Raw genomic sequence first — 22,078 nt, 5'->3', positions numbered from 1 at the left:
GGAGGCCGCGCCGCGAGGCGGCGACATAATGTCCGCGTGAACAGTGCCTCCCCCTCCCCCACCGCCGTACCGCGTGTCCCCGTCGTCATCGTCGGCGCGGGGCCCGCGGGCCTGACCGTCGGCAACATCCTGCGGGCCGCCTCCGTCGACTGCGTCGTGCTGGAGAGCGAGAGCAGGGAGTTCATCGAGCAGCGGCCCCGCGCCGGGTTCCTCGAGGAATGGGCCGTGCGGGCCCTGCGGCGGCGCGGACTGGCGGGCCGGCTCACGGACCACGCCGAGGCGCACGGCGAGTGCGAGTTCCGCCACGGCGGTGAACGCCACCGGGTCCGGTACGCCGAGCTCTCCGGCGACCACCACTTCGTCTACCCGCAGCCGCTGCTGGTGACCGACCTGGTGCGCGAGTACGCGGACGTCAGGGGCGGCGACATCCGCTTCGGCGTACGGGACGTGCGGCCGGACGGCCTCGGCACGGACCGGCCCTCGGTGTCCTGGACCGACCCGGGGACGGGCGAACGCACGCGCCTCGACTGCGAGACGGTCGTGGGCAGCGACGGCGCCCGCGGGGTGACCCGTACCTGGCTGCCACCGGGACACGCCCGGGTGTCCCGGTACGACCACGGGGTGGGCTGGCTGGCCCTGCTCGCCGACGCGCCGCCGTCCAGCGACTGCGTCGTGTTCGGCGTCCACCCCCGCGGCTTCGCCGCCCACATGGCACGCGGACCCCACGTCACCCGGTACTACCTCGAATGCCCGCCCGGTGACGGCCCCGGCGACTGGCCGCACGACAGGGTCTGGTCGGAGCTGCGCACCCGGCTGTCGGCCGACGGGGCTCCGCCGCTCACCGAGGGCCGGCTGATCGAGAAGCGGGTGCTCGGCCTGCACAACCACGTCACGGAGCCGATGACGTACGGGCGGCTGCACCTGGCGGGAGACAGCGCTCATCTGGTGGCGCCGATCGCCGCGAAGGGCATGAACCTCGCGCTGCACGACGCTTTCCTGCTCGGGGACGCCCTGGTCGCGGGGCTCGCGGGCGACGACAGCGCACTGCGCGGCTATCCGCGGGCGAGTCTGCGCCGCGTGTGGCAGTACCAGGAGTTCTCGCAGTGGTTCGGGGAACTGCTGCACGGCCCTTCGTCCGGCGACCCGTTCCGGGCGGGCGCGGCGGCGGCCCGGCTGAGGCGGCTGCTCGGCTCCCCCGCCGCGGCGGCCGCGTTCGCCGAGGCCTACATCGGCAAGGAGGGCGGTCACTGAGGTGTCCGGGGCCGCCGCCGTCCCCCGTGCCGGCGGACGGCCGGTACGGGTTCCGCGCCCGTTTGAACACTCCCCGTCACGCCCGCCGTACCTCCGGGAAAGGTTGAGAACCCGGGGCGCAGCGAGGGATGGCCATGGTCGAGGTGCGAGTCTCCACGGACGGACCGGTCGCCGGGAGGTACCGGCTGCTAGGGATCCTGCACGAGGAGGAGGGCCGGATCCACTGGCTCGGTCAGGACGTCGTGACCGCGCGTCCCGTCGGGCTGGCGCGGACCCGGCTCCCGGCGCATCTGTGCGGGGAGACGGCGGGTGACGTCGCCGCCCGGATGCTGCGGGAGACGGAGGCGGTCGAGGCCGCCTGTCCGGGCCGGGTCCCCGCCCTCGTCGACGTCGTCACCGTCGCCGCCGGTGACGTCCGGGACGGCGGAGGCGAGGGGGGTGGTTCCGTGTGGACGGTCACCGAGGGGACCGCTGGGCCGCCGGGCGGCGTGTGCGTGGGCCGCGGTCCGGTCGACCCCGTCCGGGCCGCCCGTACGGGACTCGCGGTGCTCGACGTGCTGGCGGCCGCCCACGGTGCGGGGATCGTCCACGGCGACCTGAGTCCCGGTCAGGTGCTGGTCGGTGAGCGGGGCGAGGCCATGGTCACCGGGTTCGGTCTGATGGGCGCCGCCGTGTCCCCGCGCGTGACCGCCCCGTCGTACGCGTCACCCGAACAGGCCCGCGGCGAGGGCGCGGGCCCGGCGTCCGACCTGTGGGCACTCGGCGCGATCCTGTACACGATGGTGGAGGGCCGCCCGCCGTTCCGGGACCGCGGCCCGGTCGAGGCGACGCTGCGCGCGGTGGGCCGGCTCCCCCTGCGGTCCCCGCTGAACGCCGGTCCGCTGGGGCCCGCGATCCAGGGGCTGCTGCGCAGGGACCCCTCGGAGCGGCTGCCCGAGCCCGTCGTGCGCAAGGCCCTGACCCGCATCGTGCGGACGGAGGCCGCGGAGGCGGCGCGGGCCGACTCCGCGCGGCTGCGCGGTCCGTGCGCGGCCGCCCGGCACAGGGCGCGGACGTGGGGCGGGCGGCGCCCGGGGCGGACGGCTCCGCTGTGGCCTGCCGTGGCCGTCGCCGCCGTCGCCGCGGCGATCGCCGTCGCGGCGGCCGTGCTGCCCGGCGGCGGTTCCCCGGCGGCGGCGCCCGCGCCCTCCCGCGCGGCCTCGGGCGGCCCGTCCGCGACGGCCACCGGCCGGCAGGCGCCGTCGGCTCCGGCCACCGCGCCGGCACCGCCCCCGGCGGGCGGGGACCCGCCGGCCGGGTATGTGCGGTACGAGGCGCCCGAGGGGTTCGCCATCGACCTGCCCCGAGGCTTCGAGCGCCGCACGGCCGACGGCTTCCCCGGTCTCTCGTACCGGGTGACGTTCCGGGCGGACGGTGATCCGCGCACGCTGGCCGTCACCTACAGCGAGCGGCTCGGCGCGGACCCGGTCGCCGTGTGGAGCGCGCTCGAACCGGCCCTGCGGCGCCGCTTCACCGGGTACGAACGGGTCGGCGGCATCCGCGCGGTGACCTACCGGGGCCGTGAGGGCGCCGACATCCAGTGGCTCTCCGGTACCGGCTCAGACCGGGAGCGGACCTTCGGCCGCGGTTTCCTGCTGGGCGCCCACCGGGGGTACTCGCTGCGCTGGACGACACCGGCCGGCGACTGGGACACCGCCGCCAACCGGCAGGCGCTGGCGGTCTTCCTGCGGTCCTTCCGGGACACCTCCGGGTGAGCCGGGCCGCCCTCCCCCGCCGGGCACCCGGCGGGGGAGGGCGGGCCGTCAGTCGTCGAAGTGCGTCTGCGAGCCGGCGGTGGAGGTCGTGGTGCCGACGGCCAGCAGCAGCGCGTGGTCACTGACGGCGGGGCGGCCGTCGTCGAGCACGTTCAGCTGGAGGGCGGCGTCGAAGGTGTAGGGGACCACGGGGTCCGGGTGCCCTGTGGGCCGGGCGTAGTTGAGGGCGAACGGCCTCACGAGTTCCTCCCGCGGTCGCGTGTTGTGCGGACGCACATCCGTACGTGTTACCCCTGTAAGGCATTCATCACGGTCCGCCACATCGAGGTGAAGGTCGTCACATCGCGCGCATGACGGGTTGTCAGTCCGTGGTGTAGCGGTAACGGGTCCACAGCGGCAGGACGTACCAGCAGACCAGGTACCAGACGAGGATGCCGGCGACGAGCCAGGGCACGTAGGCGTCGTGCGTGGCGACGCGCAGGATCAGCAGCAGCGACGAGGCCATCGTCGCCAGCAGCAGCAGGAGCCCGACGAAGGTCATCCGCGACGCCCACCGCACCGCCTGCGGTTTCACGCGCCGGCCGGCGACGATCCGGTGCAGGGACACCGGGCCGATCAGGGCGCCGGTCGCCGAGGCGCCCAGCAGGACCGTCACGATGTAGATGGTCTTGTCGGTGTGCTGCAACTGCTCGTAGCGCGGGGTGAACACGACGGTGAGCAGGAAACCGAAGAGGATCTGCACGCCCGTCTGGGCGACCCGGACCTCCTGGATGAGCTCCACCCACTTGCGGTCGGCCCGCTCGTCCTCCGTCTCGTGGCGGCCCCGCCCACCGTCGCCCGCACCGATTCCCGCCACCGCACACGCCCTTCTCACGGCCCGGACCGCCTCCCGGCCCGGGCACCGGATTCCTGCACTGCCTCTTGCTTTACCCGCTCATGAACGATTGACCGGGCGTGACGGGGCCGGAGGCGGAAACGGGCGCGGGGCGTTTGGTGTTCCGCGCAACGGCAATCCGGTTGCCATGAGTGACACGAACAGGAATACGAACGCTCAGTCCCGCACGGCCTCGTCGAAGGGCCGGAGCACGGCGAAGAAGGCAGCGGAGGGCCGGACGAAACCGGCTGACGCGGCGAAGGCCGCGGGTGCGGCCGCCCAGGCTCCGGCGGGCGAGGCCGCCGGGAAGACGACGGAGGCCGCACGCGGCGCCACGGCCAAGGCCGGTGACGCGGCGTCGGCCGCCCGGCAGCTGTCGGGCCGGGCGGTCGCGGTGACGGGCAAGGCGGCGCAGAGCGCGACGCGGACCGCCGCGAAGGGGGTCGGCGCGGGCCGCGAGGCGGTCGTCTCGGCCTCAGGCCAGGTGGCGTCCACGGCGAAGACCGCCTGGACCGTCGTCGCCCACCGCAAGCTGGTCAGCGCGGGCGTCGGCGCGGGCCTCACGGCCCTCGGCCTGGTGTCCTTCGCGGCGGGCCGCCGCGCCGAGCGCGGTACGCACGGTCCGGTGACCCGCCTGACGGGCGGCCGCTTCTGACATCCGCCCCTCTCGCCCGCCCCTCTCGCCCGCGCCTTGCGCCGCGTGTCACCAGCGGCTCTCGACCTGATCCTTGATCCGCCGGTCGTAGAGAGCCTGGATCGCGGCGAGCGTCTCGGGCGGGAGGGGCGGCAGCTTCCCGGCGGCCGCGTTGGCCCGGGCCTGCTCGGGCGAGCGGGCGCCGGGGATCACCGTGGTCACGCCGGGCTGCTGCACGATCCACGCCAGGGCCGTCTGGGCCGGGGTGAAGCCCTCCGGGGCGAGCTCGCCGAACTCGGCCGCCGCCTCGACGCCCGTCGCGAAGTCGACGCCGGAGAAGGTCTCGCCCTGGTCGAAGGCCTCGCCGTGACGGTTGAACGTCCGGTGGTCGTTCTCGCCGAAGACGGTCTCCTTCGTGTACTTGCCCGACAGCAGCCCGGAGGCCAGCGGCACCCGGGCGATGATGCCGACGCCCGCCTCCCGCGCGGCCGGGAGCACCTCGCGCAGCGGCTTCATCCGGAACGGGTTCAGAATGATCTGCACGCTCGCCACGTTCGGGCGTGCGATCGCCGTCAGCGCCTGCGCGCACGTCTCGACGCTCACTCCGTACGCCGCGATCCGGTCCTCGTCCACCAGGGTGTCGAGGGCGTCGAACACCTCGTCGGACGAGTAGACCGGGGTGGGCGGGCAGTGCAGCTGCACCAGGTCGACGCGGTCGACGCCGAGGTTGCGCCGGGAGCGGTCGTTCCAGGCGCGGAAGTTGTCCAGGACGTAGTTCTCGGGGATCTGGTCGACGCGGCGGCCCATCTTCGTCGCGACCATCACGTGCAGGTCGGGCCTGCCGCTCAGGAACGCGGCGATCGTCTGCTCGCTGCGCCCGTCGCCGTACACGTCCGCCGTGTCGAAGAAGGTGACGCCCGACTCGGCCGCCGCCTCCAGGACCGCCAGGGCGTCCTTGTCGTCGACGTCGCCCCAGTCGGCGCCCAACTGCCATGTGCCGAGACCGATCACCGACGCGTGCCGGCCCGGCCTGACGAATTCACGCTCATCCATGCCGCCAGTCTGTCACCCCGGGCAGCACGCCGCCGTCGGGCGGCCGGGGCCCTCGTACCGAGGCCCGGCCGCCCGACGGCGCCGCTGTCACACCCTGCGCCAGCGCGCCATGGCGAACGAGAACACACCGAACAGGACGAGTCCCGCCGCCACGCACACCAACAGGCCTGGGCCGGCCGGTGTTTCGGCGAAGGACTTGAGGGTGTCGTCCAGCCCCTTCGCCTTGTCCGGCTCGTAGTCGACGGCCGCCCGCACGGCGAAGACCCCCGCCGCGGCGAAGACGAGACCGCGGGCCACGCCGCCGCCGACGCCCGTGAGGTCGACGGCCTGCCGGGTCCGGCGCGACATCGCACCGAGCTTCAGGTGCTTGTGGTACTTCCGCAGGACGGCGCTCACGCCGATCCAGACCCCCGCGACCACGACGCCGATCCCCGCCCCGGCCACGATCCACCGCCCGGCGGGCATCTCCATGACCTGGGCGGTCACGTCACGGGACTGCTTGTCGCTGGAGCCGCCACCGCCGGAGCCCGCCGCGAAGGACAGCACGGAGTAGGCCGCGAAGGCGTAGAAGACGCAGCGCGCGGCGGCCGCCAGCCGCTTCTTCGCGCTCCGGCCGTCGGGGCCCGCCGCGCCGAACACCAGTTCGGACAGGCGCCACAGCGCCATGCCCACCACGCCGATTCCCAGCGCCCACAAAAGGACGGCCCCGAAGGGCCGTCCGGCGATCTCCTGGAGCGCTCCGCCCCGGTCCGCCTGGCGTTCGCCGTCGCCGAAGGCGACCCGCAGTGCCAGCACTCCGACGAGGAGGTAGATCACCCCCCGGGCGGTGAGCCCCGCGCGTGCCGCCGTCTCGGTCATCGAGCCCTTCGCGGCACGCCGCGCCCGGACCGGGCCCTCCTCGGCCAGCGCGCTCGCGTTCATACGGCGCGGGAGCCGCCCTGAGCGCTCCCCTCCAGCCGCAGCTGGACCTGGATCTCCTGGTCCCCGGCGTCCGTGCCCGCCTCCTGGACGGTGAACGCCTCCTCCAGGACCTCCCGCAGCCGCCGGACCGCGAGGTGGGTGCCCTGGACCTCGGCGGTCACCGGGCCGGAGAGCCGGGCGGGTGATGCCTGCGCTCCCTCACCGGTGCCGCCGGCGGACTCGGCGGCCTCCGCCGGGGCGGGCAGGTCGAACGTGGACGTCCAGACGGTCGGACGGTGCGACTCGTCCTCCCGCGGTGCCTCCTCCGCCGTACGGTCGCAGGCGAAACGCCCCTCCAGGACCTCGAACACGGTCCCGGCGTCCGCTGCCGAGCCGTCGCTGAGTACTACTTGAACCTGAGATGCGGGCAGCCGCAACGCATTCACGACGTGTCCTCCCTTGTGCTGTGGGGAGCCGGGCTCCGGTGAGCGCGGCCCTGTCCTGCTGGGCACCCCTGCCGGGCGCGGACCATGGGTCCGGGCAGCGGACCGCCGGGGCCGCCGGTCAGTCCTCGCCACGGACGATGTTGCTCTCCGTGTCGGCGCCGCGCTCGGCCTGCGGGCCGGCGTGCGGCGCCCGCGCGGGAATGTGCGTGACGACGCGGCCCTCGATCTCGTGATGGTCCGCCGTCAGGCGGCCGTCGCGGGTGCTGATCCCGGATTCCATGTCCGGACACCTCCTGCTTCCGCTTCCACCCCCGTGCCGTGGATCCGGGTACCCCCCGCACGCGGACACACTCCCGGCGGGGCGCTGCCGACCGCCTCCCGGTCCCCCGTACCCGCCCTGGTCAGCACGGCCCGTGGGCTATGTTGAGTTCTCGTGGGACACGAAGGAGGCGGACCGGTGTCATCGCCGCAGCAGGCACGCGCGCAGGCGTCCGCGATCACCTCGGGCAGGACGGCTCCCGACACGGACGCCGCGCCCACGTCCCGGCTGCGGGAGATGTTCGACGGGCCGCGCCTGTCCCCCGGCCAGCGGCGCATCGCCCAGTACCTGATCGAGAACATCACCGAGGCCGCGTTCCTGTCGATCACGGATCTCGCCGAGCGCGCCGGGGTGAGCCAGCCGTCGGTGACCCGGTTCGCGTCGGCCGTGGGCTTCAGCGGCTATCCGGCGCTGCGCGAGAGGCTCCAGGCGATCGCGCTCAGCACCCTGGCCGGCGCCCCCGCCGAGAACCGCAGCAACGAACTGCAGTCGGCGGTGGACGCGGAGATCGAGAACCTGGAGAACCTGCGGCGCGATTTCGCCGACCCCGACCAGGTCATCGCCGTCGGCCGGGCCCTGTCGAGGTCGACGCCGCTGACGGTGCTGGGACTGCGGATCTCCGCCTCGCTGGCCGAGTACTTCGCGTACGCGGCCCGGCGCATCCACCCCGACGTCCGGCTGCTGACGCGGGGCGGCTCGGTCGCCTACGACGCGCTGCTGCAGTCCCGCGAGGCCGGTGGCACCTGGCTGCTGGCGTTCGCGATGCCCCGGCATGCCCAGGAGACGCTGACGGCCGTGCGGGTCGCGCGCAGCGCGGGGCTGAGGGTGGCCCTGATCACCGACCTGGCGCTGGGTCCGCTCGCGGACGAGGCCGACGTCACCTTCGCCACCGGCACCGGGTCGCGGCTGGTCTTCGACTCGTACGCGGCGCCCGTGGTGATGTCGGCGGCGCTGCTCCAGGCCATGACCGACGCCGATCCCGAGCGGACGCACGCCCGGCTGGAGGAGTACGAGCAGTTCGCCGACCAGCACCAGTTCTTCCTGAAGGACTGAGGGAACGTCCGAGCCGGGCCCGGAAGACGCCCCTTATCACCCTGTTTCGCCACACCCTTACATGATCACCATCGAACCGCGCATGAATTTTTTCATGCTCCTTGCGTATCCGGCGGTATATATAAATACTGCTCGCGGATCGCGGCTCCGGAACTTCCCGGACCGCACCACGAGCACCAGGGGCCACCCGCTCCTACCCATCGGGTCCCCAGGCGCTCGGACGGGCACGTCGTGACGAGCGCCCGCGGCGGCGGCCCCGGCCACCCCTAGGGCCAGGGGCCGCCGCAGACACCAACCAGCCGCCGACGTACCCCGGAAGCGATGATCATGGCACTGACGTACTCGCCGACCAGCACGGACTGGCCGTGCCAGGTCAAGGCCCCCGGCAGCTACGACTGGGAACGGTCGGCCGCCAAGTGGCTGCGCGAACTCGTGCCGGCCCGGTACGGGAGCTACCCGGCGCTGATCCGGCACCCGGTGCTCCTCGCCCGGCACGCGCAGATCCAGGTGCAGCACGAGATCCGGGTCGCCAGGACCGCGCTGCAGACCGCCCGCACCGAGCTGCCGGGCCTCGGGATGCCCGAGTCGGTGATCGAGCACACGATCAAGCTCTACGCCGCCGAGGTGATGCAGCTCCAGCACATCGCCCGGAGCGTCAGGGCGGTCACCCAGGCGCTCGTGGACCACTAGTTCTCCTCGGGCTGACACTGACGACTTCCGCCGGAAACGGGAACAAGGACGACGACCGGAGCGGATTCGGCAGTGGACACCGGGAGCGGACCGTGGACATGGACTCCAGCACATGGGCGACGCCGGTCGTCGTCGCCGTCGTCGTACTGGGCGCGGCCGCGCTCGCGGTGGCCGTCGCCCTGCTGGTCCGGCTGGTGCGCACCCGCCGCGAACTGCGCCGGGCCGGGCTGCCGTCCGGACCGCGCTGGATCTTCTGGGGCGCCGTCCTCTACGCCGTCCTCCCGACCGACCTGCTGCCCGACCCCGTCTACCTCGACGACATCGGGGTCCTGCTGCTCGCCCTCAGGTCGATGAGGCGCCCGGCGCTGCCCGCGGCGGCCGGCCGCGAGGACCGGCCGCCTTCCGTGGAGCGCTGACCGGCACGGGCCCGGACGCCGCCGTCAGCCCTCCGTCCAGCCCTGGCTGTTGGGGCGCCGGTGGAGCGGCTGCGGCGGGGTCTCCGCGTGCGTCCGGGGCGCCGGTATCTCCAGGCGGTGCGGTTTGTCGGCGTCGACCGTGACCGGTTCGCGGTAGTGGTGGATCTCCAGGGGTTCGCCCGTCAGCAGGGTGTAGGTGGCCTGGTCCTGCCCGATCTCCACCCGCAGCCGGCGGCCGAGGTGCTCCAGGGTGAAGGCGAGCCGGCTGAAGCGGTGCGGCAGCCGCGGGGTGAACCGCAGCGTGCCGCCGTGCTGGCGCATCCCGCCGAACCCGGCGACCAGCGCCATCCAGGTGCCGGCCAGCGACGCGATGTGCAGACCGTCCCGGGTGTTGTGCTCCAGGTCCTCCAGGTCCATCAGCGCCGCCTCCACCAGATAGTCGTAGGCGAGGTGCGGATGGCCGGCCTCCACCGCGATGACGGCCTGGCAGCAGGCCGACAGGGAGGAGTCGCGGACGGTCAGCGGCTCGTAGTAGGCGAAGTTGCGGATCTTGTGCTCGTCGTCGAAGAAGGCCCCGCACTTGTACATCGCCAGCACCAGGTCGGCCTGCTTGACGACCTGCTTGCGGTAGAGGTCGAAGTAGGGGAAGTGCAGCATCAGCGGGTACTGGTCGGGCCGGGTCGACCGGAAGTCCCAGGGCTGGTTGCGGGTGAACCCGGCGTGCTGCTCGTGGACGCCGAGATCGTCGTTGTACGGGATGTGCATGGCCTCGGCCGCGTCGCGCCATGAGGCGCTCTCCTCGTCGTCGACGCCGAGCTCGGCGGCCCGGTCGGGGTGTCGTTCGACGACGTCGGCGGCGGCCAGCAGGTTCGAGCGGGCCATCAGGTTCGTGTACGTGTTGTCGTCGGCGACCGCGCTGTACTCGTCGGGGCCCGTCACCCCGTCGATGTGGAACGCGCCCCGGTGGTCGTGGTGGCCCAGCGAGCGCCACAGCCGGGCGGTCTCCACCAGCAGTTCCACCGCCGTCTCGCGCTCGAACCTCTCGTCGGCCGTGGTGGCGACGTAGCGCACCACCGCGTCGGCGATGTCGGCGTTGACATGGAAGGCCGCGGTGCCGGCCGGCCAGTACGCGGAGCCCTCGGAGCCCTCGATGGTCCGCCAGGGGAACGCCGCGCCGCGCAGCCCGAGCTGGGCCGCCCGGTCCCGGGCGGCGGGCAGCGTGGCCTGGCGCCAGCGCAGCGCCTCGGCGACGGAGCCGGGAGCCATGAAGGTGAGCAGGGGCAGGACGAACGTCTCGGTGTCCCAGAACGCGTGACCGTCGTAACCGGATCCGGTCAGCCCCTTCGCCGGTATCGCCCGCTGCTCGGCGCGGGCACCGGCCTGCAGGACGTGGAAGAGCCCGAAGCGTACGGCCTGCTGGATCTCCTCGTCGCCCTCGACCTCCACGTCGGCGCGCGCCCAGAAGTCGTCCAGATAGGCGCGCTGTTCGTCGACGAGCCCCGCGAAGCCGCCGTGCCGGGCCGCCGCGAGGGCCGCGTCGACCTGGTCGCGCACGGCGGGCAGCGAGCGGGTGGACGACCAGCCGTAGGAGACGAGCTTCTCCACGCGGAGCGTCTGCCCGGGCGTGAGGACGGAGGCGACCGTGAAGCGGGCGAGGTCGTCACCGCTCTCGCCGCCCGTCGTGGTCCGCCCGGGACCGCGGACGTCGTGGTCGGCTGCCGCCGCGACCCGCAGCCCGCTGCGCCGGGTGCGGTGGACGAGCCGCAGGCGGCCGTCCGCCGCGAAGTGTTCCTCGCCCTCCAGCGGCGAGTCCAGTACGAGGGCCGCCCGCGGGTCGCCGTCGCGGCCCGGGAGCTGTTCGTTGGCGACGAGCTCGGACTGGACGACGACCCTGACCTCGGAGTCGACGGCATCGACCTCGAAGGCGACGGCTCCGATGGCCCGCTGGGTGAAGGAGACGAGCCGGGTGGAGCGCACCCGGACGGTGGAGCCGGCCGGGGACGTCCACTCGCAGGAGCGGGTGAGCAGTCCGCCGCGCAGGTCGAGGACCCGTTCGTGGGAGTGGAGCCGCCCGTAGCGCAGGTCGAACGGCTCGTCGTCGACGAGCAGCCGGACGATCTTGCCGTTGGTGACGTTGATGACGGTCTGCCCGGACTCCGGATAGCCGTACCCCGCCTCGGCGTACGGCAGGGGGTGCACCTCGTGCACCCCGTTCAGATAGGTGCCGGGCAGTCCGTGAGGCTCGCCCTCGTCGAGGTTTCCGCGCCAGCCGACGTGGCCGTTGGACAGGGCGAACACCGACTCGCTCTGCGGCAGTACGTCGAGGTGGAGGCCGCTCTCCCGCAGCGCCCACGGCTCGACGGCGTACGAGGTGTGGGTGATCACGCCCTGCCCCCCAGTTCGGCGAGGTCCGCCACGACCCGGTCGGCGCCGTGCGCGCGCAGGGCGTCGGCCTGGCCCACGCGGTCGACCCCGACGACATAGCCGAAGTGGCCGGAGCGGCCCGCGTCCATACCGGCCAGCGCGTCCTCGAAGACGGCGGCGGCGGACGGTTCGACGCCGAGGTCCCGGGCGGCGGCGAGGAAGGTGTCGGGGCGCGGCTTGCCGGGCAGCCGCCGCTCGGCCGCGACGACTCCGTCGATCCGCACGTCGAAGAGGTCCTCGGCGCCCACGGAACGCAGCACGTCACGGCAGTTGGCGCTGGAGGAGACGACCGCGGTGCTCAGCCCGGCCCCGCGCGCCGCCTCGATGTAGCGCAGGGTGCCGTCGTAGGCCTCGACCCCGCCTGTGCGGATCCTCTCCAGGAGCAGGTCGTTCTTGCGGTTGCCCAGGCCGTGGACGGTGGCCCTGTCGGGCGGGTCGTCGGGTGAGCCCTCGGGCAGTTCGACGCCCCGGGAGGCGAGGAAGGTGCGGACGCCGTCGGCGCGGGGGCGGCCGTCGACGTACTCGTCGTAGTCGGCACCGTCGTCGAAGGGCCGGTAGCCGTCGCCGTCACGCGCCCGCAGGAACTCGTCGAACGCCTGCTTCCAGGCGGCGGCGTGGACCACGGCGGTCTTGGTGATCACCCCGTCGAGGTCGAAGAGGCATGCCTTGATGTCCTTGGGGAGACCGAGCTCAGTCATACGGGTCACCTTCCCCGGCGCTCGCGTTCCAGCCCGGTGGAACACGCCACATGGACACTTGCCGTATGACCTTCGACGATCTCCTGGCACGCGCGGCGGCCCTCGTACCTCCCGGCGGGCGTGCTCTGCTCGGCATCGCGGGCAGCCCCGGCTCGGGCAAGACGACCCTCGCCGAACGCCTGGTGCGTGAGCTGAACGCGGGTGCGGACGGCTGGGCGGCGCATGTGCCGATGGACGGATTCCATCTGGCCGACGCCGAGTTGGACCGGCTGGGCCGCCGCGACCGCAAGGGAGCGCCGGACACCTTCGACGCCGCCGGGTACGCCGCGCTGCTGCGGCGGCTGCGGCAGGAGCGGGACACCGTCGTGTACGCGCCGGGCTTCGAGCGGGTCCTGGAGCAGCCGATCGCGGGGGCGGTGCCCGTGCCGCCGGCCGCGCGGCTCGTCGTGACCGAGGGCAACTACCTGCTGCTGCGGGAGGGTTCGTGGGCACGGGTGCGGCCCGCGCTGGACGAGGTGTGGTTCTGCGAGCAGCCGGAGCAGGAGCGGGTGCGGCGGCTGGTGGCGCGCCACGAGGAGTTCGGCAAGGAGCACGAGGCGGCGGTGGCCTGGGTGCTGGGCACCGACCAGCGCAACGCGGACCTCGTGGCGGCGACGCGGGACCGCGCCGACCTCGTCGTGGCCACGCCGTAGCGCGGAGCGGGGCGCCGTGAACGCGGCGGCACGGCGGCACGTATGGAGGGAGGGTGCCCACAGACCGGGGTGCCCGGCGGTGGTGACGCCGTGCCGTTCGGGGTCCGGGAGCCATGGATGAGGCACGCACGACGACGGATCGTCCGGCGGGGGGCGCGGCTGGCGGCCGTCGGCGGGCTCCTGTGCGGAGGGCTGATGGTCACGCACGCCGTGGCGAGCGAGCCGTCCGGTCCGTCCCGTGCCGCCACCGGCGACGCTCGCACGCTCGCCGACGAGGGGGACGGTCTGACCTCGCGGCTGGGCACCTCGCGCACGGCGGGCAGCTGGATCGACGACGAGGGCCGTCCCGTCGTCGCGGTGACCGACGAGCGGGCGGCGGCCGAGGTGAGGCGGTCGGGGGCGCGCGCGAAGGTCGTGCGGTACAGCATGCGCGAGCTGCGGTCCGCGGCGGCGACGCTGCGTTCCGCGCCCCGGGTGGCGGGGACGGCGTGGGCCGTGGACTACCCGTCGAACGAGGTCGTGGTCCGGGCGGACAGCACCGTCACGGCGTCCGACTGGTCCCGGATGTCCGCGGTGGCCGACGGGATCGGCGGCTCCGTACGCATGGAGCGGGTCCGGGGCACGTTCACCCCGCAGCTGAACGGGGCGCAGCCGATCTTCGCGACCGGCGGGCGCTGTTCGGCGGGGTTCAACGTGACCGACGGCAGGGCCGACTTCATCCTGACGGCCGGGCACTGCGGCCCGGACGGCTCGGTCTGGTTCGCCGACAACCGGGGCGAGCGGCAGGTGGGTACGACGGTCGCCGGATCGTTCCCCGGCAAGGACTTCTCCCTGGTGCGCTACGACCGGCGGCTGCCGGCGTCCGGGGGCAACGTGGTGGCGGTGGGCGACGGCCGCGGGGTGCGGATCACGGGGGTCGCCGATCCGGCCGTCGGGCAGCGGGTCTTCCGCAGCGGAAGCACCAGCGGGCTGCGCGACGGCAAGGTGACGGGGCTGAACGCGACGGTCAACTACCCCGAGGGCACGGTCACCGGGCTCATCGAGACCACGGTGTGCGCCGAACCGGGTGACAGCGGCGGGCCGTTGTTCTCGGAGGGGATCGCGCTCGGCGTCACCTCGGGCGGCAACGGGGACTGCACGGCGGGCGGGACGACCTTCTTCCAGCCGGTCACCGAGGCGCTGTCGGAGCTGGACGTGAGACTGTCGGGGCTGCCCGCCGCCGCGCGTCCCGGCGCCGCCCCCTCGGCGCCCGACGCGCGGGGCGCGGCCGCGCCCGGCTCCGCGGCGCCGGGCGCGGTGGAGCCGGTGGGGACGTCGGGGGCCTCGGACGGTACGGCGCTGCTGTCCCGGCTCGCGGACCCGAGGAACATCGGGCCGGGACTGCTGGTGATCGCCGGGAGTCTCATCGCGCTGGTCGCCACCCGGTTCATCCGGACGGAACAGGACCGCAGGCGCTACCGGCGCTTCTATTCGGAGAGCTGGGGCTGAGGCCGGCCGCCGCGACGGGGGCCGGGGACGCGACCGCCGTGTGACGGCGGTCGCGTGAGAGCGGTCAGGTGAGCGAGGTCACGCCGCGTGGGTCGGGCTCGGGGAGACGGAGGCCCATTCGGTGACGAGCCTCTGGTACTCCCGCCGCTCCTCGATGTTCAGCGTGCCGCCCGCCCGGAACCACAGGGCTCGGATCTCCTCGTTGACATCGGCGGCAGAGCGCTCCACAGCGCTTTCAGGAGTGGTGGACATGATGTGAAGCATACGGGCCGTGACGTGAAGGCGATGTGAGTAATCGTACGTCTTCCGGCATTCCGGACCGTGAAGCTGCTCACGCCGGGGACGGGCCCGGCGGGCCCACCGGGGTCCGGCCGGCCCGGAGTTCAGGCCCGCGCCGGCCTCGCCCCGGGGCCGGACCCTGGGCCCGGGTCCCCTCAGGTGCCCGGCTTACGGCCGTAGACGTAGACGTCGTCGCCGTTCCTCAGCAGCGACCAGTACTTCTTGGCGTCCGTCTTCGTCATGTTGACGCAGCCGTGCGAACCCGGCGGGTTCCACATGCTCACGCCCACCGAGTGGAAGGCCTGGCCGCCGTCGAAGAACTGGCTGTAGGGCATCGGCACGTCGTAGATGGTGGAGACGTGGTCGATGTGCCGCCAGTAGATCTTCTTGAGGCCGGTACGGGTCTCGTACCCGTTGCGGCCGGTGCGGACCGGGACCGGGCCGTACACGAGGGTCCGGCCGTCCTGGATCCAGCTGAGCTGGAGAGTCAGGTCGACGCAGGCGATGCGGCCCTTGTTGACGGGGCACCTGCCCGCCCTGTTCGGGTTGTTCCCGACGGCCTTCTGCTTGTTCATGAGGTCCATCACGCCCCAGGTGACGGGTCCCGCGTACCCGATGTTCGGGGTGATGCCGTGCTTGGTCTGGAACGCCTGGGTCGCCCGGCAGTCGGCGCCGGACTGCCGTCCGTCGACGGGGCGGCCGAGGAACTTCTCCACCTTCTTCTGGTACGGACCGGCCTGTGTGGTGCAGCTCACCGCGTGCGCGGGCGACGCGCCCAGCGCCAGGGTGAGCGGGGCCACCAGTCCGGTGACGCCGAGCGCGACCACCGACCGTCTGCGTATGTCCCCCATGACCGACCTCTCGTTCTCCGGGTACTCATGACGTGCGCCAGTTATGACACACGCGGGCCGCCCGTGGTTGTGGTGAGGGCGCACATCGCGACGCAACGGTGACCTGGACAGGGCCTGTCCGTTATCGCGGGCCGCCGGTGCCCCCGGTCGTCGCCCCGCTCTCCCCCGGCGCGCGCCCGTGCCGTCGGTCCGGGGCGCCGTCGTCTCGATCGCGTCGGCCGACGGTCCGCGGGGCGTCGGAAACACGCCTGCGGCGCCGTCGAGGCACATGTCGTCGGGCTCGCCGAACCGCCTCAGCGGGCAGCGGTCCGCGAGGCCGGTCCGGCGTGCTCATGTTCGAAACGAGAGGCCCTGAGGTCAGTGCCCGCGGGCGATCCACTCCGGCAGGTGGGGAAGCTCCTCGCCGATGGTGGTCGAGTCGCCGTGTCCGGTGCGGACGACCGTCTCCGGCGGGAGGGTGAGCAGCCGGTCGCGGATCGAGTCGATGATCGTCGGGAAGTGGGACCAGGAGCGGCCGGTGGCCCCCGGGCCCCCGCTGAACAGGGTGTCGCCGGTGAAGACGGTGCCGAGGCCGGGGTCGTGCAGGCAGACGGCGCCGGGCGCGTGCCCGGGCGTGTGCAGGACGGTGAGGTCCGCCCCGGCCGCCTCGATGACCTGACCGTCGGAGAGCCAGGCGTCCGGCAGGCGGTCCGGGTGGGTCTGCTTCCACAGCGGCAGGTCGTCGGGGTGCAGCCAGATGGTCGCGCCGGTGCGCTCGGCGAGGGCGGGTGCCGCGTCGATGTGGTCGTTGTGGGCGTGGGTGCACACGATGGCGGTGAGCCGCCGGTCACCGACCGCCTCGGCGATGGCGTCGGCGTCGTGGGCGGCGTCGATGACGACGGCCTCGTGGTCGTCGCCGACGATCCAGACGTTGTTGTCGACGTCCCAGGTGCCCCCGTCGAGGGAGAAGGTGCCCGAGGTGACGAGGTGTTCGACGCGCGTGGTCACAGGATCACCACCGAACGCAGGACGTCGCCGTGGTGCATCCGCTCGAAGGCCTGCTCCACCTCGTCGAGGCCGATGGTCTCCGACACGAAGGCGCCGAGGTCCAGCCGCCCCTGGAGGTGCAGGTCGATGAGCATCGGGAAGTCCCGGGAGGGCAGGCAGTCCCCGTACCAGGACGACTTGAGGGCGCCGCCGCGTCCGAAGACGTCGAGCAGGGGCAGTTCGAGCTTCATCTCGGGGGTGGGGACGCCGACGAGGACGACCGTGCCGGCGAGGTCGCGGGCGTGGAAGGCCTGCCGGTAGGTCTCCGGGTGGCCGACGGCCTCGATGACGACGTCGGCGCCGAAGCCGCCGGTGTGCTGCCGGATCGCCTCGACGGGGTCGGTCTCGCGGGAGTTGACGGTGTGGGTCGCGCCGAGCTTCTTCGCGGTGCCGAGTTTCCGGTCGTCGATGTCCACGGCGATGATCTTCGCCGCGCCGGCCAGCCGGGCGCCGGCGATCGCCGCGTCCCCGACGCCGCCGCAGCCGATGACGGCGACCGAGTCGCCACGGCCCACCCCGCCGGTGTTGATGGCGGCGCCGATACCGGCCATCACGCCGCACCCGAGAAGTCCCGCCACCGCCGGGGAGACGGCGGGGTCGACCTTGGTGCACTGCCCGGCCGCGACCAGGGTCTTCTCGGCGAAGGCGCCGATGCCCAGGGCCGGGGAGAGTTCGGTGCCGTCCTTGAGCGTCATCGGCTGCCGCGCGTTGTGCGTGTCGAAGCAGTACCAGGGCCGTCCGCGCCGGCACGCGCGGCACTGGCCGCACACCGCACGCCAGTTGAGGATCACGAAGTCGCCGGGCTCGACGTCCGTGACGCCCTCGCCGACCGACTCCACGATGCCGGACGCCTCGTGGCCGAGCAGGAACGGGAACTCGTCGTTGATGCCGCCCTGCTTGTAGTGCAGGTCGGTATGGCACACGCCGCACGCCTGGATCCGCACCACGGCCTCGCCCGGGCCCGGATCCGGTACGACAATCGTCTCGATGCGCACCGGCTCGTTCTTGCCCGGTGCGATCACGCCGCGTACTTCCTGCGCCATGGTGGTGAACCCTTCCGTCGGTCGACGTGCCGTCGACGACCCTAATCCGTCACCGGTCGCACACGCCTCAAGGCATGACCGCCGGTGGCGTGAGCGGGGTTACGTCAGAACGGGTACCGCGCCCTGCGGCCCGCGAGGGTGACCCAGCGGGTGCTGGAGAACGCCTCGATGCCCCAGCGGCCGCCGAAGCGTCCGTAGCCGGAGGCCCTCACGCCGCCGAACGGCGCGTGCGGCTCGTCGGCGACCGACTGGTCGTTGATGTGCACGATCCCGGTGCGGATGCGGCGGGCGACGGCCAGTCCGTGCGTCGCGTTCTCGGTGATGACCCCGCAGGTGAGTCCCTGTTCGGTGTCGTTGGCGGCGGCCACCGCCGTGTCGTCGTCGGCGAAGGGCTCGATCACGCACACCGGCCCGAACATCTCCGCGTGGTAGAGGCCGGCCTCGCGCGGCACGCCGGTGAGCACGGTCGGCGGATGCACCGCGCCGTCCGGCCGGCCGCCCCCAGTGACGACCCTGGCGCCCTTGGACACCGCGTCCCGGACGAGCGCCGCGACCCGCTGCGCGGCGGAGGCGGTGACCAGCGGGCCGACCACCGTGTGCGGATGCTCCGGGTCGCCTGCCTCGAGGGAGGCGACCTTCGCCGCGAGCTTGCCGGTGAACTCCCCGGCGAGGGAGTCGTGCACGAGGACGCGGTCGCCGGACATGCAGATCTGGCCGGAGTTCAGGAAGACGCCGAAGGTGACGGCGTCGACCGCGTAGTCCACGTCGGCGTCGTCGAGGACCAGGATCGCGTTCTTCCCGCCGAGTTCCAGGACGGCGGGCTTGAGGTGGCGGGCGGCGTGCGTGCCGATGATCCGGCCCACGGCGGTGGAACCGGTGAAGTTGACGGCCCGTACGCGCGCGTCGGCGATCAGGGTCTCGGCGACCCGGGCGGCGTCCTCGGGGGCGTTGGTCACCACGTTCAGCACGCCGTCGGGCAGCCCGGCCTCGCGCAGGACGTCGGCGACGAACAGGCCGCAGGCGATCGGGGCGTCCTCACTGGGCTTGACGACGACCGTGTTGCCGGCGGCCAGCGGCGCGGCGACGGCCCGCAGGCCGAGGATGAGAGGCGCGTTCCACGGGGCGAACGCGGCCACCACACCGAGCGGTTCACGGACCGCCAGGCCGAGCGTGTCCTCCTCCTGGGCGCTGAGCACCTCACCGCGCGGTGCGGTGACGGCGGCGGCCGCCTCGCGCAGGACGTTCGCGCCGAGCGCCACGTTGAACAGCGCCCACGGCCGGGTGGCACCGGCCTCCCGCGCCATGAGCGCGGCCGCCTGCTCCGCCTCGGCGTCCAGGAGGTCGGCGGCCCTGAGGAAGACCGCGCGGCGGGCGAAGGGGGCGAGCGCGGCCCAGCCGGGGAAGGCGGCGTCCGCGGCGTCCACGGCCCGGGTGACGTCCTCGGGACCGGCGGCCGCGACGGTGGCGTACACCTCGCCGGTGTAGGGGCTGACGTCCTCAGTGGTGCGGCCGGAGGCGGCCGGCGTTTCCTTGCCGCCGATCAGCAGTTCACGGGTGACGGCCATGGCGCGACTTCTCTCTCGCTGCGTGACTACGGTGGAAGACGAGTCGGGTCGGCTCGCGGGCGGTTCGCGGCGGTGTTCACGACGGGTGTTCGCGACGGGCAGTTTTGTTCGCACCGCGAAATTCTCTTCACCTCACTACCTCGGATGCTCCGACCCCGCACGGACGATGTCAACAGCGCTGGTCGCGCGCGTGGACGCGGCCGGCGCTTGCGGTGGCTGCCCGGCCGGAGGAGTCTCGAAGGTGAGGCCGTTCGCGGCCCGCTCCCCGCCGGGCCGCGGCCTTCGAAGGAGGTCACCATGGGCACCGCGGCACGCCCCGCGTTCGACACCGAAGCGCTGCGCCGGGGCATCGAAGGGCGCGACGCCGGCACGCTGCTGTCCCTGTACGCGGACGACGCGGACCTGCGCGTCGTGGACCGCAACAGCCAGCCCAGCCGGCCTACGGTCATGCACGGCCGGGAGCGGATCGGCGAGATGCTGAACGACGTCTGCGGCCGGGACATGACCCACCGGCTCGAACAGTGCGTCGTCCAGGGCGACCACGTCGCCTTCACCGAGTCCTGCGAGTACCCGGACGGCACGAAGGTGCTGAGCAACTCGATGATGTCGCTGAAGAACGGCAGGATCGCCGACCAGACGATGGTGCAGGCCTGGGACGAGTAGGAGGCGCGCGAAGCCGCCGGAGGTCCGGGCCGTCCCCCGCGACCTGGGCCTCTCGGCACACCGGCGCCCTCTCGGCACACGCGCGCCCGCCGGCACCGCCGCACCGGCTCGGCGCGTCCACGCCCGGTACCGCCCGCGCCGCACCGCTCAGCGCATCCACGCCCGGTACGACATGACGTCCCCCGCCTCGACGCCGTACGTGGCGTCGTCCTCGGTGACCGTTTCCTCCAGGCCGAGGACCGCGCCGGTCGCCGGGTCGAGGACGAGCATCGTCCGCGAGGCGTGGGCGGCGTCCTCGTAGACGTACGCCTGTCCGGCCCGGCCGAGCCGGTCGGTGACCTCGCCCACCGGGCGCAGTCCCGGCACGTCCGCCAGCACCCGCACCAGCGCGACGGACTCGCGCGAGCCCAGCGTCCAGTGGCCGAGCAGGCCGGCCACGGCGTCCAGGAGCGCGGGGGTGTCCAGGTCCTGCCCCCGGGTGCCGATCTCCTCGAGGTAGGCGCGCAGTCCTCGCGCGTCGTGCGGCGGGCGGGCCATCGGTGGGGCGTCGCTCCAGCTCGGCGGGTACGTGTGCCGGCTCAGCACCTGGCCGTCGTCGACCGTACGGGGGCTGCCGTCACCGGAGTCGGTGATGACCGGGCGGCCCGGGTGACGCGGGTCGGTGGCGACGACGAGTTCCGTGTGGCTGCCGTCCGCCCTCCAGCGCACGATCCGCTCCTCGGGGAGCGTGACCGGCGGCCGGGAACCGGGTCCCATGCCGAGGCTCCAGGACTGCACGTGGGTGCCCTGCCGCAGGCGCAGCGAGCCGTCGGCCGCCGCCAGCCGGCGGGCGAGCCGGTCCAGCGGCACGGGGGCGGAGCCGGCCTCGACGACCAGCGGGCGGGGCGCCGCCACGGCCGGGGTGGGCGCGGGCCCGGACAGGACGAGGGCGCACGCGACCACGCCGACGGCCACGGCGGTCGCGGCGCTCCAGGCCCAGCCGCGCCGGCGCCGGGAGGAACGGGGGCGGGCGCCGTGCAGCAGACGGTTGAGCCGGCGCTCCGCGTGGTGGTCCAGGGGCCGGTCGTGGAAGCGGGGGTCCTCGGGCGGCACCGGGTTGGCCCGCCGCAGCAGGTCGAGTTCGTCAGCCATGGCCGTGGTGCTCCTTGGGGGTGTCGCGGTGGGGCGTCGCGGTGGCCTCGGCGGGGCGCATCCGGTCGATCTCGGCTCTGAGCCGGAGACGGGCGCGGTGCAGCCGCATCGCCGCGGCGCGGCTGCCGCAGCCGAGGACGACGGCGATCTCGGCGACGCCGAGTTCCTCCCAGGCCGTCAGCCGCAGTACCTCCTGGTCGGCCGGGGAGAGCCGGGTCAGGGCCTCGTGCACCCAGTCCCCGGGGGACCCGGCGTCCGGGCCCGCCACGGCGTGCCTGCCGTGCGCGGTGTCGTCGCTGCCGAGCCTGGCGAGGAGCCTGCGGCGCCGCCCGTAGCCGCGTACGGCGTTGGCCAGGCAGTAACGCGCCACCCCGTACAGCCAGGGAAGCGGGGACGGCGGCAGCTCGGACCGGCGCCGCCAGGCGACGGTGAAGACCTCCGCCACCACCTCCTCCACATCACCGCTGCCGCTGTCCAGCCGACGCGCGACGTAGCGGCTGACCGCCCAGTAGTGCTCGCGATAGGCAGCGGCGAAGGTCTGGTCGTCGCTCATGCCCGGTAGGTGTCCGCCACTTCCCCGATACGTCACACCCCGGTGGTGTGACGCTCGTCGCTTCCCGCGCGGGTGACGGCCCGGCGGGTGCCGGACACAGGCGGGGCATGAAGAGCAACACTGCCATGGCGCGGCCCGCGCCCGTTCCCCCGCGTACCGGGCGCCGCAGAGCCGCCGCGGTCAAGTGGCTCACCACCACGGACCACAAGACGATCGGCACGCTGTATCTGGTCACGTCGTTCGCGTTCTTCTGCATCGGCGGCGTGATGGCGCTG

The 22,078-nt window shown here is 73.6% G+C and carries 24 protein-coding genes; 9 read left to right on the top strand and 15 right to left on the bottom strand.

Going from position 1 to position 22,078, the window contains the following annotated elements:
- The first annotated feature begins 36 nt into the window (after positions 1 to 36).
- Together ACFY93_RS34010 and ACFY93_RS34005 are read left to right on the top strand one after the other, a co-directional pair.
- Positions 37 to 1,251, top strand: coding sequence for a 4-hydroxybenzoate 3-monooxygenase (locus ACFY93_RS34010; protein ID WP_391365790.1), 1,215 nt, complete (start codon positions 37 to 39; stop codon positions 1,249 to 1,251).
- 134 nt (positions 1,252 to 1,385) lie between these two features.
- The gene (locus tag ACFY93_RS34005) at positions 1,386 to 3,005 is read left to right on the top strand and encodes a serine/threonine protein kinase (RefSeq protein WP_391365789.1); all 1,620 of its coding nucleotides are present in this window, start codon (positions 1,386 to 1,388) and stop codon (positions 3,003 to 3,005) included.
- A 48-nt stretch (positions 3,006 to 3,053) separates the two neighbouring features.
- Here the strand turns inward: ACFY93_RS34005 and tgmA are convergent, their stop codons facing one another.
- Entirely contained in the window at positions 3,054 to 3,245 is a 192-nt protein-coding gene (gene tgmA / locus ACFY93_RS34000) for a putative ATP-grasp-modified RiPP (protein ID WP_391365788.1), read from the bottom strand.
- 121 nt (positions 3,246 to 3,366) lie between these two features.
- A complete protein-coding gene (locus tag ACFY93_RS33995) occupies positions 3,367 to 3,861 on the bottom strand; it encodes a DUF6328 family protein (protein ID WP_391365787.1) in 495 nt (164 codons plus the stop codon).
- Between the two features lie 166 nt (positions 3,862 to 4,027).
- On the opposite strand from ACFY93_RS33995, the gene ACFY93_RS33990 reads away from it, so the two are divergent.
- The gene (locus ACFY93_RS33990) at positions 4,028 to 4,534 is read left to right on the top strand and encodes a hypothetical protein (RefSeq protein ID WP_391365786.1); all 507 of its coding nucleotides are present in this window, start codon (positions 4,028 to 4,030) and stop codon (positions 4,532 to 4,534) included.
- A 48-nt stretch (positions 4,535 to 4,582) separates the two neighbouring features.
- On the opposite strand, the gene ACFY93_RS33985 is transcribed toward ACFY93_RS33990, so the two are convergent.
- The 4 genes from ACFY93_RS33985 to ACFY93_RS33970 form a co-directional block, all read right to left on the bottom strand.
- Positions 4,583 to 5,566 carry an aldo/keto reductase gene (locus tag ACFY93_RS33985; RefSeq protein WP_391365785.1) on the bottom strand — a complete coding sequence of 328 codons (984 nt, stop codon included), beginning with the start codon at positions 5,564 to 5,566 and terminating at the stop codon, positions 4,583 to 4,585.
- An 87-nt stretch (positions 5,567 to 5,653) separates the two neighbouring features.
- Entirely contained in the window at positions 5,654 to 6,487 is an 834-nt protein-coding gene (locus tag ACFY93_RS33980; RefSeq protein WP_391365784.1) for a DUF1206 domain-containing protein, read from the bottom strand.
- The gene (locus ACFY93_RS33975) at positions 6,484 to 6,912 is read right to left on the bottom strand and encodes a hypothetical protein (RefSeq protein ID WP_391365783.1); all 429 of its coding nucleotides are present in this window, start codon (positions 6,910 to 6,912) and stop codon (positions 6,484 to 6,486) included. The genes ACFY93_RS33980 and ACFY93_RS33975 overlap by 4 nt, the downstream gene beginning before the upstream one ends.
- A gap of 118 nt (positions 6,913 to 7,030) precedes the next feature.
- Positions 7,031 to 7,192, bottom strand: coding sequence for a hypothetical protein (locus tag ACFY93_RS33970; RefSeq protein WP_391365782.1), 162 nt, complete (start codon positions 7,190 to 7,192; stop codon positions 7,031 to 7,033).
- A 177-nt stretch (positions 7,193 to 7,369) separates the two neighbouring features.
- Between ACFY93_RS33970 and ACFY93_RS33965 the strand changes: the two genes are divergently transcribed.
- The 3 genes from ACFY93_RS33965 (at position 7,370) to ACFY93_RS33955 (ending at position 9,390) form a co-directional block, all read left to right on the top strand.
- Entirely contained in the window at positions 7,370 to 8,284 is a 915-nt protein-coding gene (locus ACFY93_RS33965; RefSeq protein WP_391365781.1) for an SIS domain-containing protein, read from the top strand.
- A gap of 327 nt (positions 8,285 to 8,611) precedes the next feature.
- Positions 8,612 to 8,974: a hypothetical protein gene (locus ACFY93_RS33960; RefSeq protein WP_391365794.1), complete on the top strand. Its 363-nt coding sequence runs from the start codon at positions 8,612 to 8,614 to the stop codon at positions 8,972 to 8,974.
- Between the two features lie 98 nt (positions 8,975 to 9,072).
- The gene (locus ACFY93_RS33955) at positions 9,073 to 9,390 is read left to right on the top strand and encodes a DUF1232 domain-containing protein (RefSeq protein ID WP_391365780.1); all 318 of its coding nucleotides are present in this window, start codon (positions 9,073 to 9,075) and stop codon (positions 9,388 to 9,390) included.
- A gap of 24 nt (positions 9,391 to 9,414) precedes the next feature.
- Here ACFY93_RS33955 and ACFY93_RS33950 read toward each other — a convergent pair whose 3' ends face one another.
- Together ACFY93_RS33950 and ACFY93_RS33945 are read right to left on the bottom strand one after the other, a co-directional pair.
- Positions 9,415 to 11,775 carry a glycosyl hydrolase family 65 protein gene (locus ACFY93_RS33950; protein ID WP_391365779.1) on the bottom strand — a complete coding sequence of 787 codons (2,361 nt, stop codon included), beginning with the start codon at positions 11,773 to 11,775 and terminating at the stop codon, positions 9,415 to 9,417.
- Positions 11,772 to 12,512: a beta-phosphoglucomutase family hydrolase gene (locus ACFY93_RS33945; protein ID WP_391365778.1), complete on the bottom strand. Its 741-nt coding sequence runs from the start codon at positions 12,510 to 12,512 to the stop codon at positions 11,772 to 11,774. Before ACFY93_RS33945 ends, ACFY93_RS33950 begins: the two co-directional genes overlap by 4 nt.
- Before the next feature lie 65 nt (positions 12,513 to 12,577).
- Here ACFY93_RS33945 and ACFY93_RS33940 point away from each other — a divergent pair, with 65 nt between their 5' ends.
- Both ACFY93_RS33940 and ACFY93_RS33935 read left to right on the top strand, forming a co-directional pair.
- On the top strand, positions 12,578 to 13,204 hold the full coding sequence (locus ACFY93_RS33940; protein WP_391365777.1) for a nucleoside/nucleotide kinase family protein: 627 nt from the start codon (positions 12,578 to 12,580) through the stop codon (positions 13,202 to 13,204).
- A 117-nt stretch (positions 13,205 to 13,321) separates the two neighbouring features.
- A complete protein-coding gene (locus ACFY93_RS33935) occupies positions 13,322 to 14,692 on the top strand; it encodes an alpha-lytic protease prodomain-containing protein (RefSeq protein WP_391365776.1) in 1,371 nt (456 codons plus the stop codon).
- Between the two features lie 78 nt (positions 14,693 to 14,770).
- On the opposite strand, the gene ACFY93_RS33930 is transcribed toward ACFY93_RS33935, so the two are convergent.
- From ACFY93_RS33930 to ACFY93_RS33910, 5 genes are all read right to left on the bottom strand, one after another.
- Positions 14,771 to 14,956 carry a hypothetical protein gene (locus tag ACFY93_RS33930; protein WP_391365775.1) on the bottom strand — a complete coding sequence of 62 codons (186 nt, stop codon included), beginning with the start codon at positions 14,954 to 14,956 and terminating at the stop codon, positions 14,771 to 14,773.
- 170 nt (positions 14,957 to 15,126) lie between these two features.
- The gene (locus ACFY93_RS33925; RefSeq protein ID WP_391365774.1) at positions 15,127 to 15,822 is read right to left on the bottom strand and encodes a L,D-transpeptidase family protein; all 696 of its coding nucleotides are present in this window, start codon (positions 15,820 to 15,822) and stop codon (positions 15,127 to 15,129) included.
- Between the two features lie 357 nt (positions 15,823 to 16,179).
- Positions 16,180 to 16,809, bottom strand: a complete 630-nt coding sequence (locus ACFY93_RS33920) for an MBL fold metallo-hydrolase (protein WP_391365773.1) — start codon at positions 16,807 to 16,809, stop codon at positions 16,180 to 16,182.
- Positions 16,806 to 17,891 (bottom strand): S-(hydroxymethyl)mycothiol dehydrogenase, encoded by a 1,086-nt coding sequence (locus tag ACFY93_RS33915; protein ID WP_391365772.1) that lies wholly within the window; start codon positions 17,889 to 17,891, stop codon positions 16,806 to 16,808. Before ACFY93_RS33915 ends, ACFY93_RS33920 begins: the two co-directional genes overlap by 4 nt.
- Positions 17,892 to 17,995: 104 nt before the next feature.
- Complete coding sequence (locus ACFY93_RS33910; RefSeq protein ID WP_391365771.1) at positions 17,996 to 19,456, bottom strand: aldehyde dehydrogenase family protein; 1,461 nt, start codon at positions 19,454 to 19,456, stop codon at positions 17,996 to 17,998.
- Between the two features lie 297 nt (positions 19,457 to 19,753).
- On the opposite strand from ACFY93_RS33910, the gene ACFY93_RS33905 reads away from it, so the two are divergent.
- The gene (locus ACFY93_RS33905) at positions 19,754 to 20,119 is read left to right on the top strand and encodes a nuclear transport factor 2 family protein (RefSeq protein ID WP_391365770.1); all 366 of its coding nucleotides are present in this window, start codon (positions 19,754 to 19,756) and stop codon (positions 20,117 to 20,119) included.
- Positions 20,120 to 20,266: 147 nt separating this feature from the next.
- On the opposite strand, the gene ACFY93_RS33900 is transcribed toward ACFY93_RS33905, so the two are convergent.
- Both ACFY93_RS33900 and ACFY93_RS33895 read right to left on the bottom strand, forming a co-directional pair.
- Positions 20,267 to 21,250, bottom strand: coding sequence for a CU044_5270 family protein (locus tag ACFY93_RS33900; RefSeq protein WP_391365769.1), 984 nt, complete (start codon positions 21,248 to 21,250; stop codon positions 20,267 to 20,269).
- Positions 21,243 to 21,803, bottom strand: a complete 561-nt coding sequence (locus ACFY93_RS33895; protein ID WP_391365768.1) for a sigma-70 family RNA polymerase sigma factor — start codon at positions 21,801 to 21,803, stop codon at positions 21,243 to 21,245. Before ACFY93_RS33895 ends, ACFY93_RS33900 begins: the two co-directional genes overlap by 8 nt.
- Positions 21,804 to 22,078 lie beyond the last annotated feature (275 nt).

This window comes from Streptomyces sp. NPDC008313 (genome assembly GCF_042956125.1).
Lineage (GTDB): Bacteria > Actinomycetota > Actinomycetes > Streptomycetales > Streptomycetaceae > Streptomyces.
The sequence above is the reverse complement of the archived record's forward strand: the minus strand, read 5'-3'. Positions and strand labels throughout refer to the sequence as shown.

Bases quoted from the DNA above. Each gene is read 5' to 3' on its own strand.
- ACFY93_RS33940 (WP_391365777.1), top strand. From the start codon at position 12,578: ATGACCTTCGACGATCTCCTGGCACGCGCGGCGGCCCTCGTACCTCCC.
- ACFY93_RS33955 (WP_391365780.1), top strand. From the start codon at position 9,073: ATGGACTCCAGCACATGGGCGACGCCGGTCGTCGTCGCCGTCGTCGTA.
- ACFY93_RS33925 (WP_391365774.1), bottom strand. From the start codon at position 15,822: ATGGGGGACATACGCAGACGGTCGGTGGTCGCGCTCGGCGTCACCGGA.
- ACFY93_RS34005 (WP_391365789.1), top strand. From the start codon at position 1,386: ATGGTCGAGGTGCGAGTCTCCACGGACGGACCGGTCGCCGGGAGGTAC.
- ACFY93_RS33895 (WP_391365768.1), bottom strand. From the start codon at position 21,803: ATGAGCGACGACCAGACCTTCGCCGCTGCCTATCGCGAGCACTACTGG.
- ACFY93_RS33985 (WP_391365785.1), bottom strand. From the start codon at position 5,566: ATGGATGAGCGTGAATTCGTCAGGCCGGGCCGGCACGCGTCGGTGATC.
- ACFY93_RS33980 (WP_391365784.1), bottom strand. From the start codon at position 6,487: ATGAACGCGAGCGCGCTGGCCGAGGAGGGCCCGGTCCGGGCGCGGCGT.
- ACFY93_RS33960 (WP_391365794.1), top strand. From the start codon at position 8,612: ATGGCACTGACGTACTCGCCGACCAGCACGGACTGGCCGTGCCAGGTC.
- ACFY93_RS33910 (WP_391365771.1), bottom strand. From the start codon at position 19,456: ATGGCCGTCACCCGTGAACTGCTGATCGGCGGCAAGGAAACGCCGGCC.
- ACFY93_RS33935 (WP_391365776.1), top strand. From the start codon at position 13,322: ATGAGGCACGCACGACGACGGATCGTCCGGCGGGGGGCGCGGCTGGCG.
- ACFY93_RS33970 (WP_391365782.1), bottom strand. From the start codon at position 7,192: ATGGAATCCGGGATCAGCACCCGCGACGGCCGCCTGACGGCGGACCAT.
- ACFY93_RS33905 (WP_391365770.1), top strand. From the start codon at position 19,754: ATGGGCACCGCGGCACGCCCCGCGTTCGACACCGAAGCGCTGCGCCGG.
- ACFY93_RS33900 (WP_391365769.1), bottom strand. From the start codon at position 21,250: ATGGCTGACGAACTCGACCTGCTGCGGCGGGCCAACCCGGTGCCGCCC.
- ACFY93_RS33945 (WP_391365778.1), bottom strand. From the start codon at position 12,512: ATGACTGAGCTCGGTCTCCCCAAGGACATCAAGGCATGCCTCTTCGAC.
- ACFY93_RS33915 (WP_391365772.1), bottom strand. From the start codon at position 17,891: ATGGCGCAGGAAGTACGCGGCGTGATCGCACCGGGCAAGAACGAGCCG.
- ACFY93_RS33930 (WP_391365775.1), bottom strand. From the start codon at position 14,956: ATGCTTCACATCATGTCCACCACTCCTGAAAGCGCTGTGGAGCGCTCT.
- ACFY93_RS33990 (WP_391365786.1), top strand. From the start codon at position 4,028: ATGAGTGACACGAACAGGAATACGAACGCTCAGTCCCGCACGGCCTCG.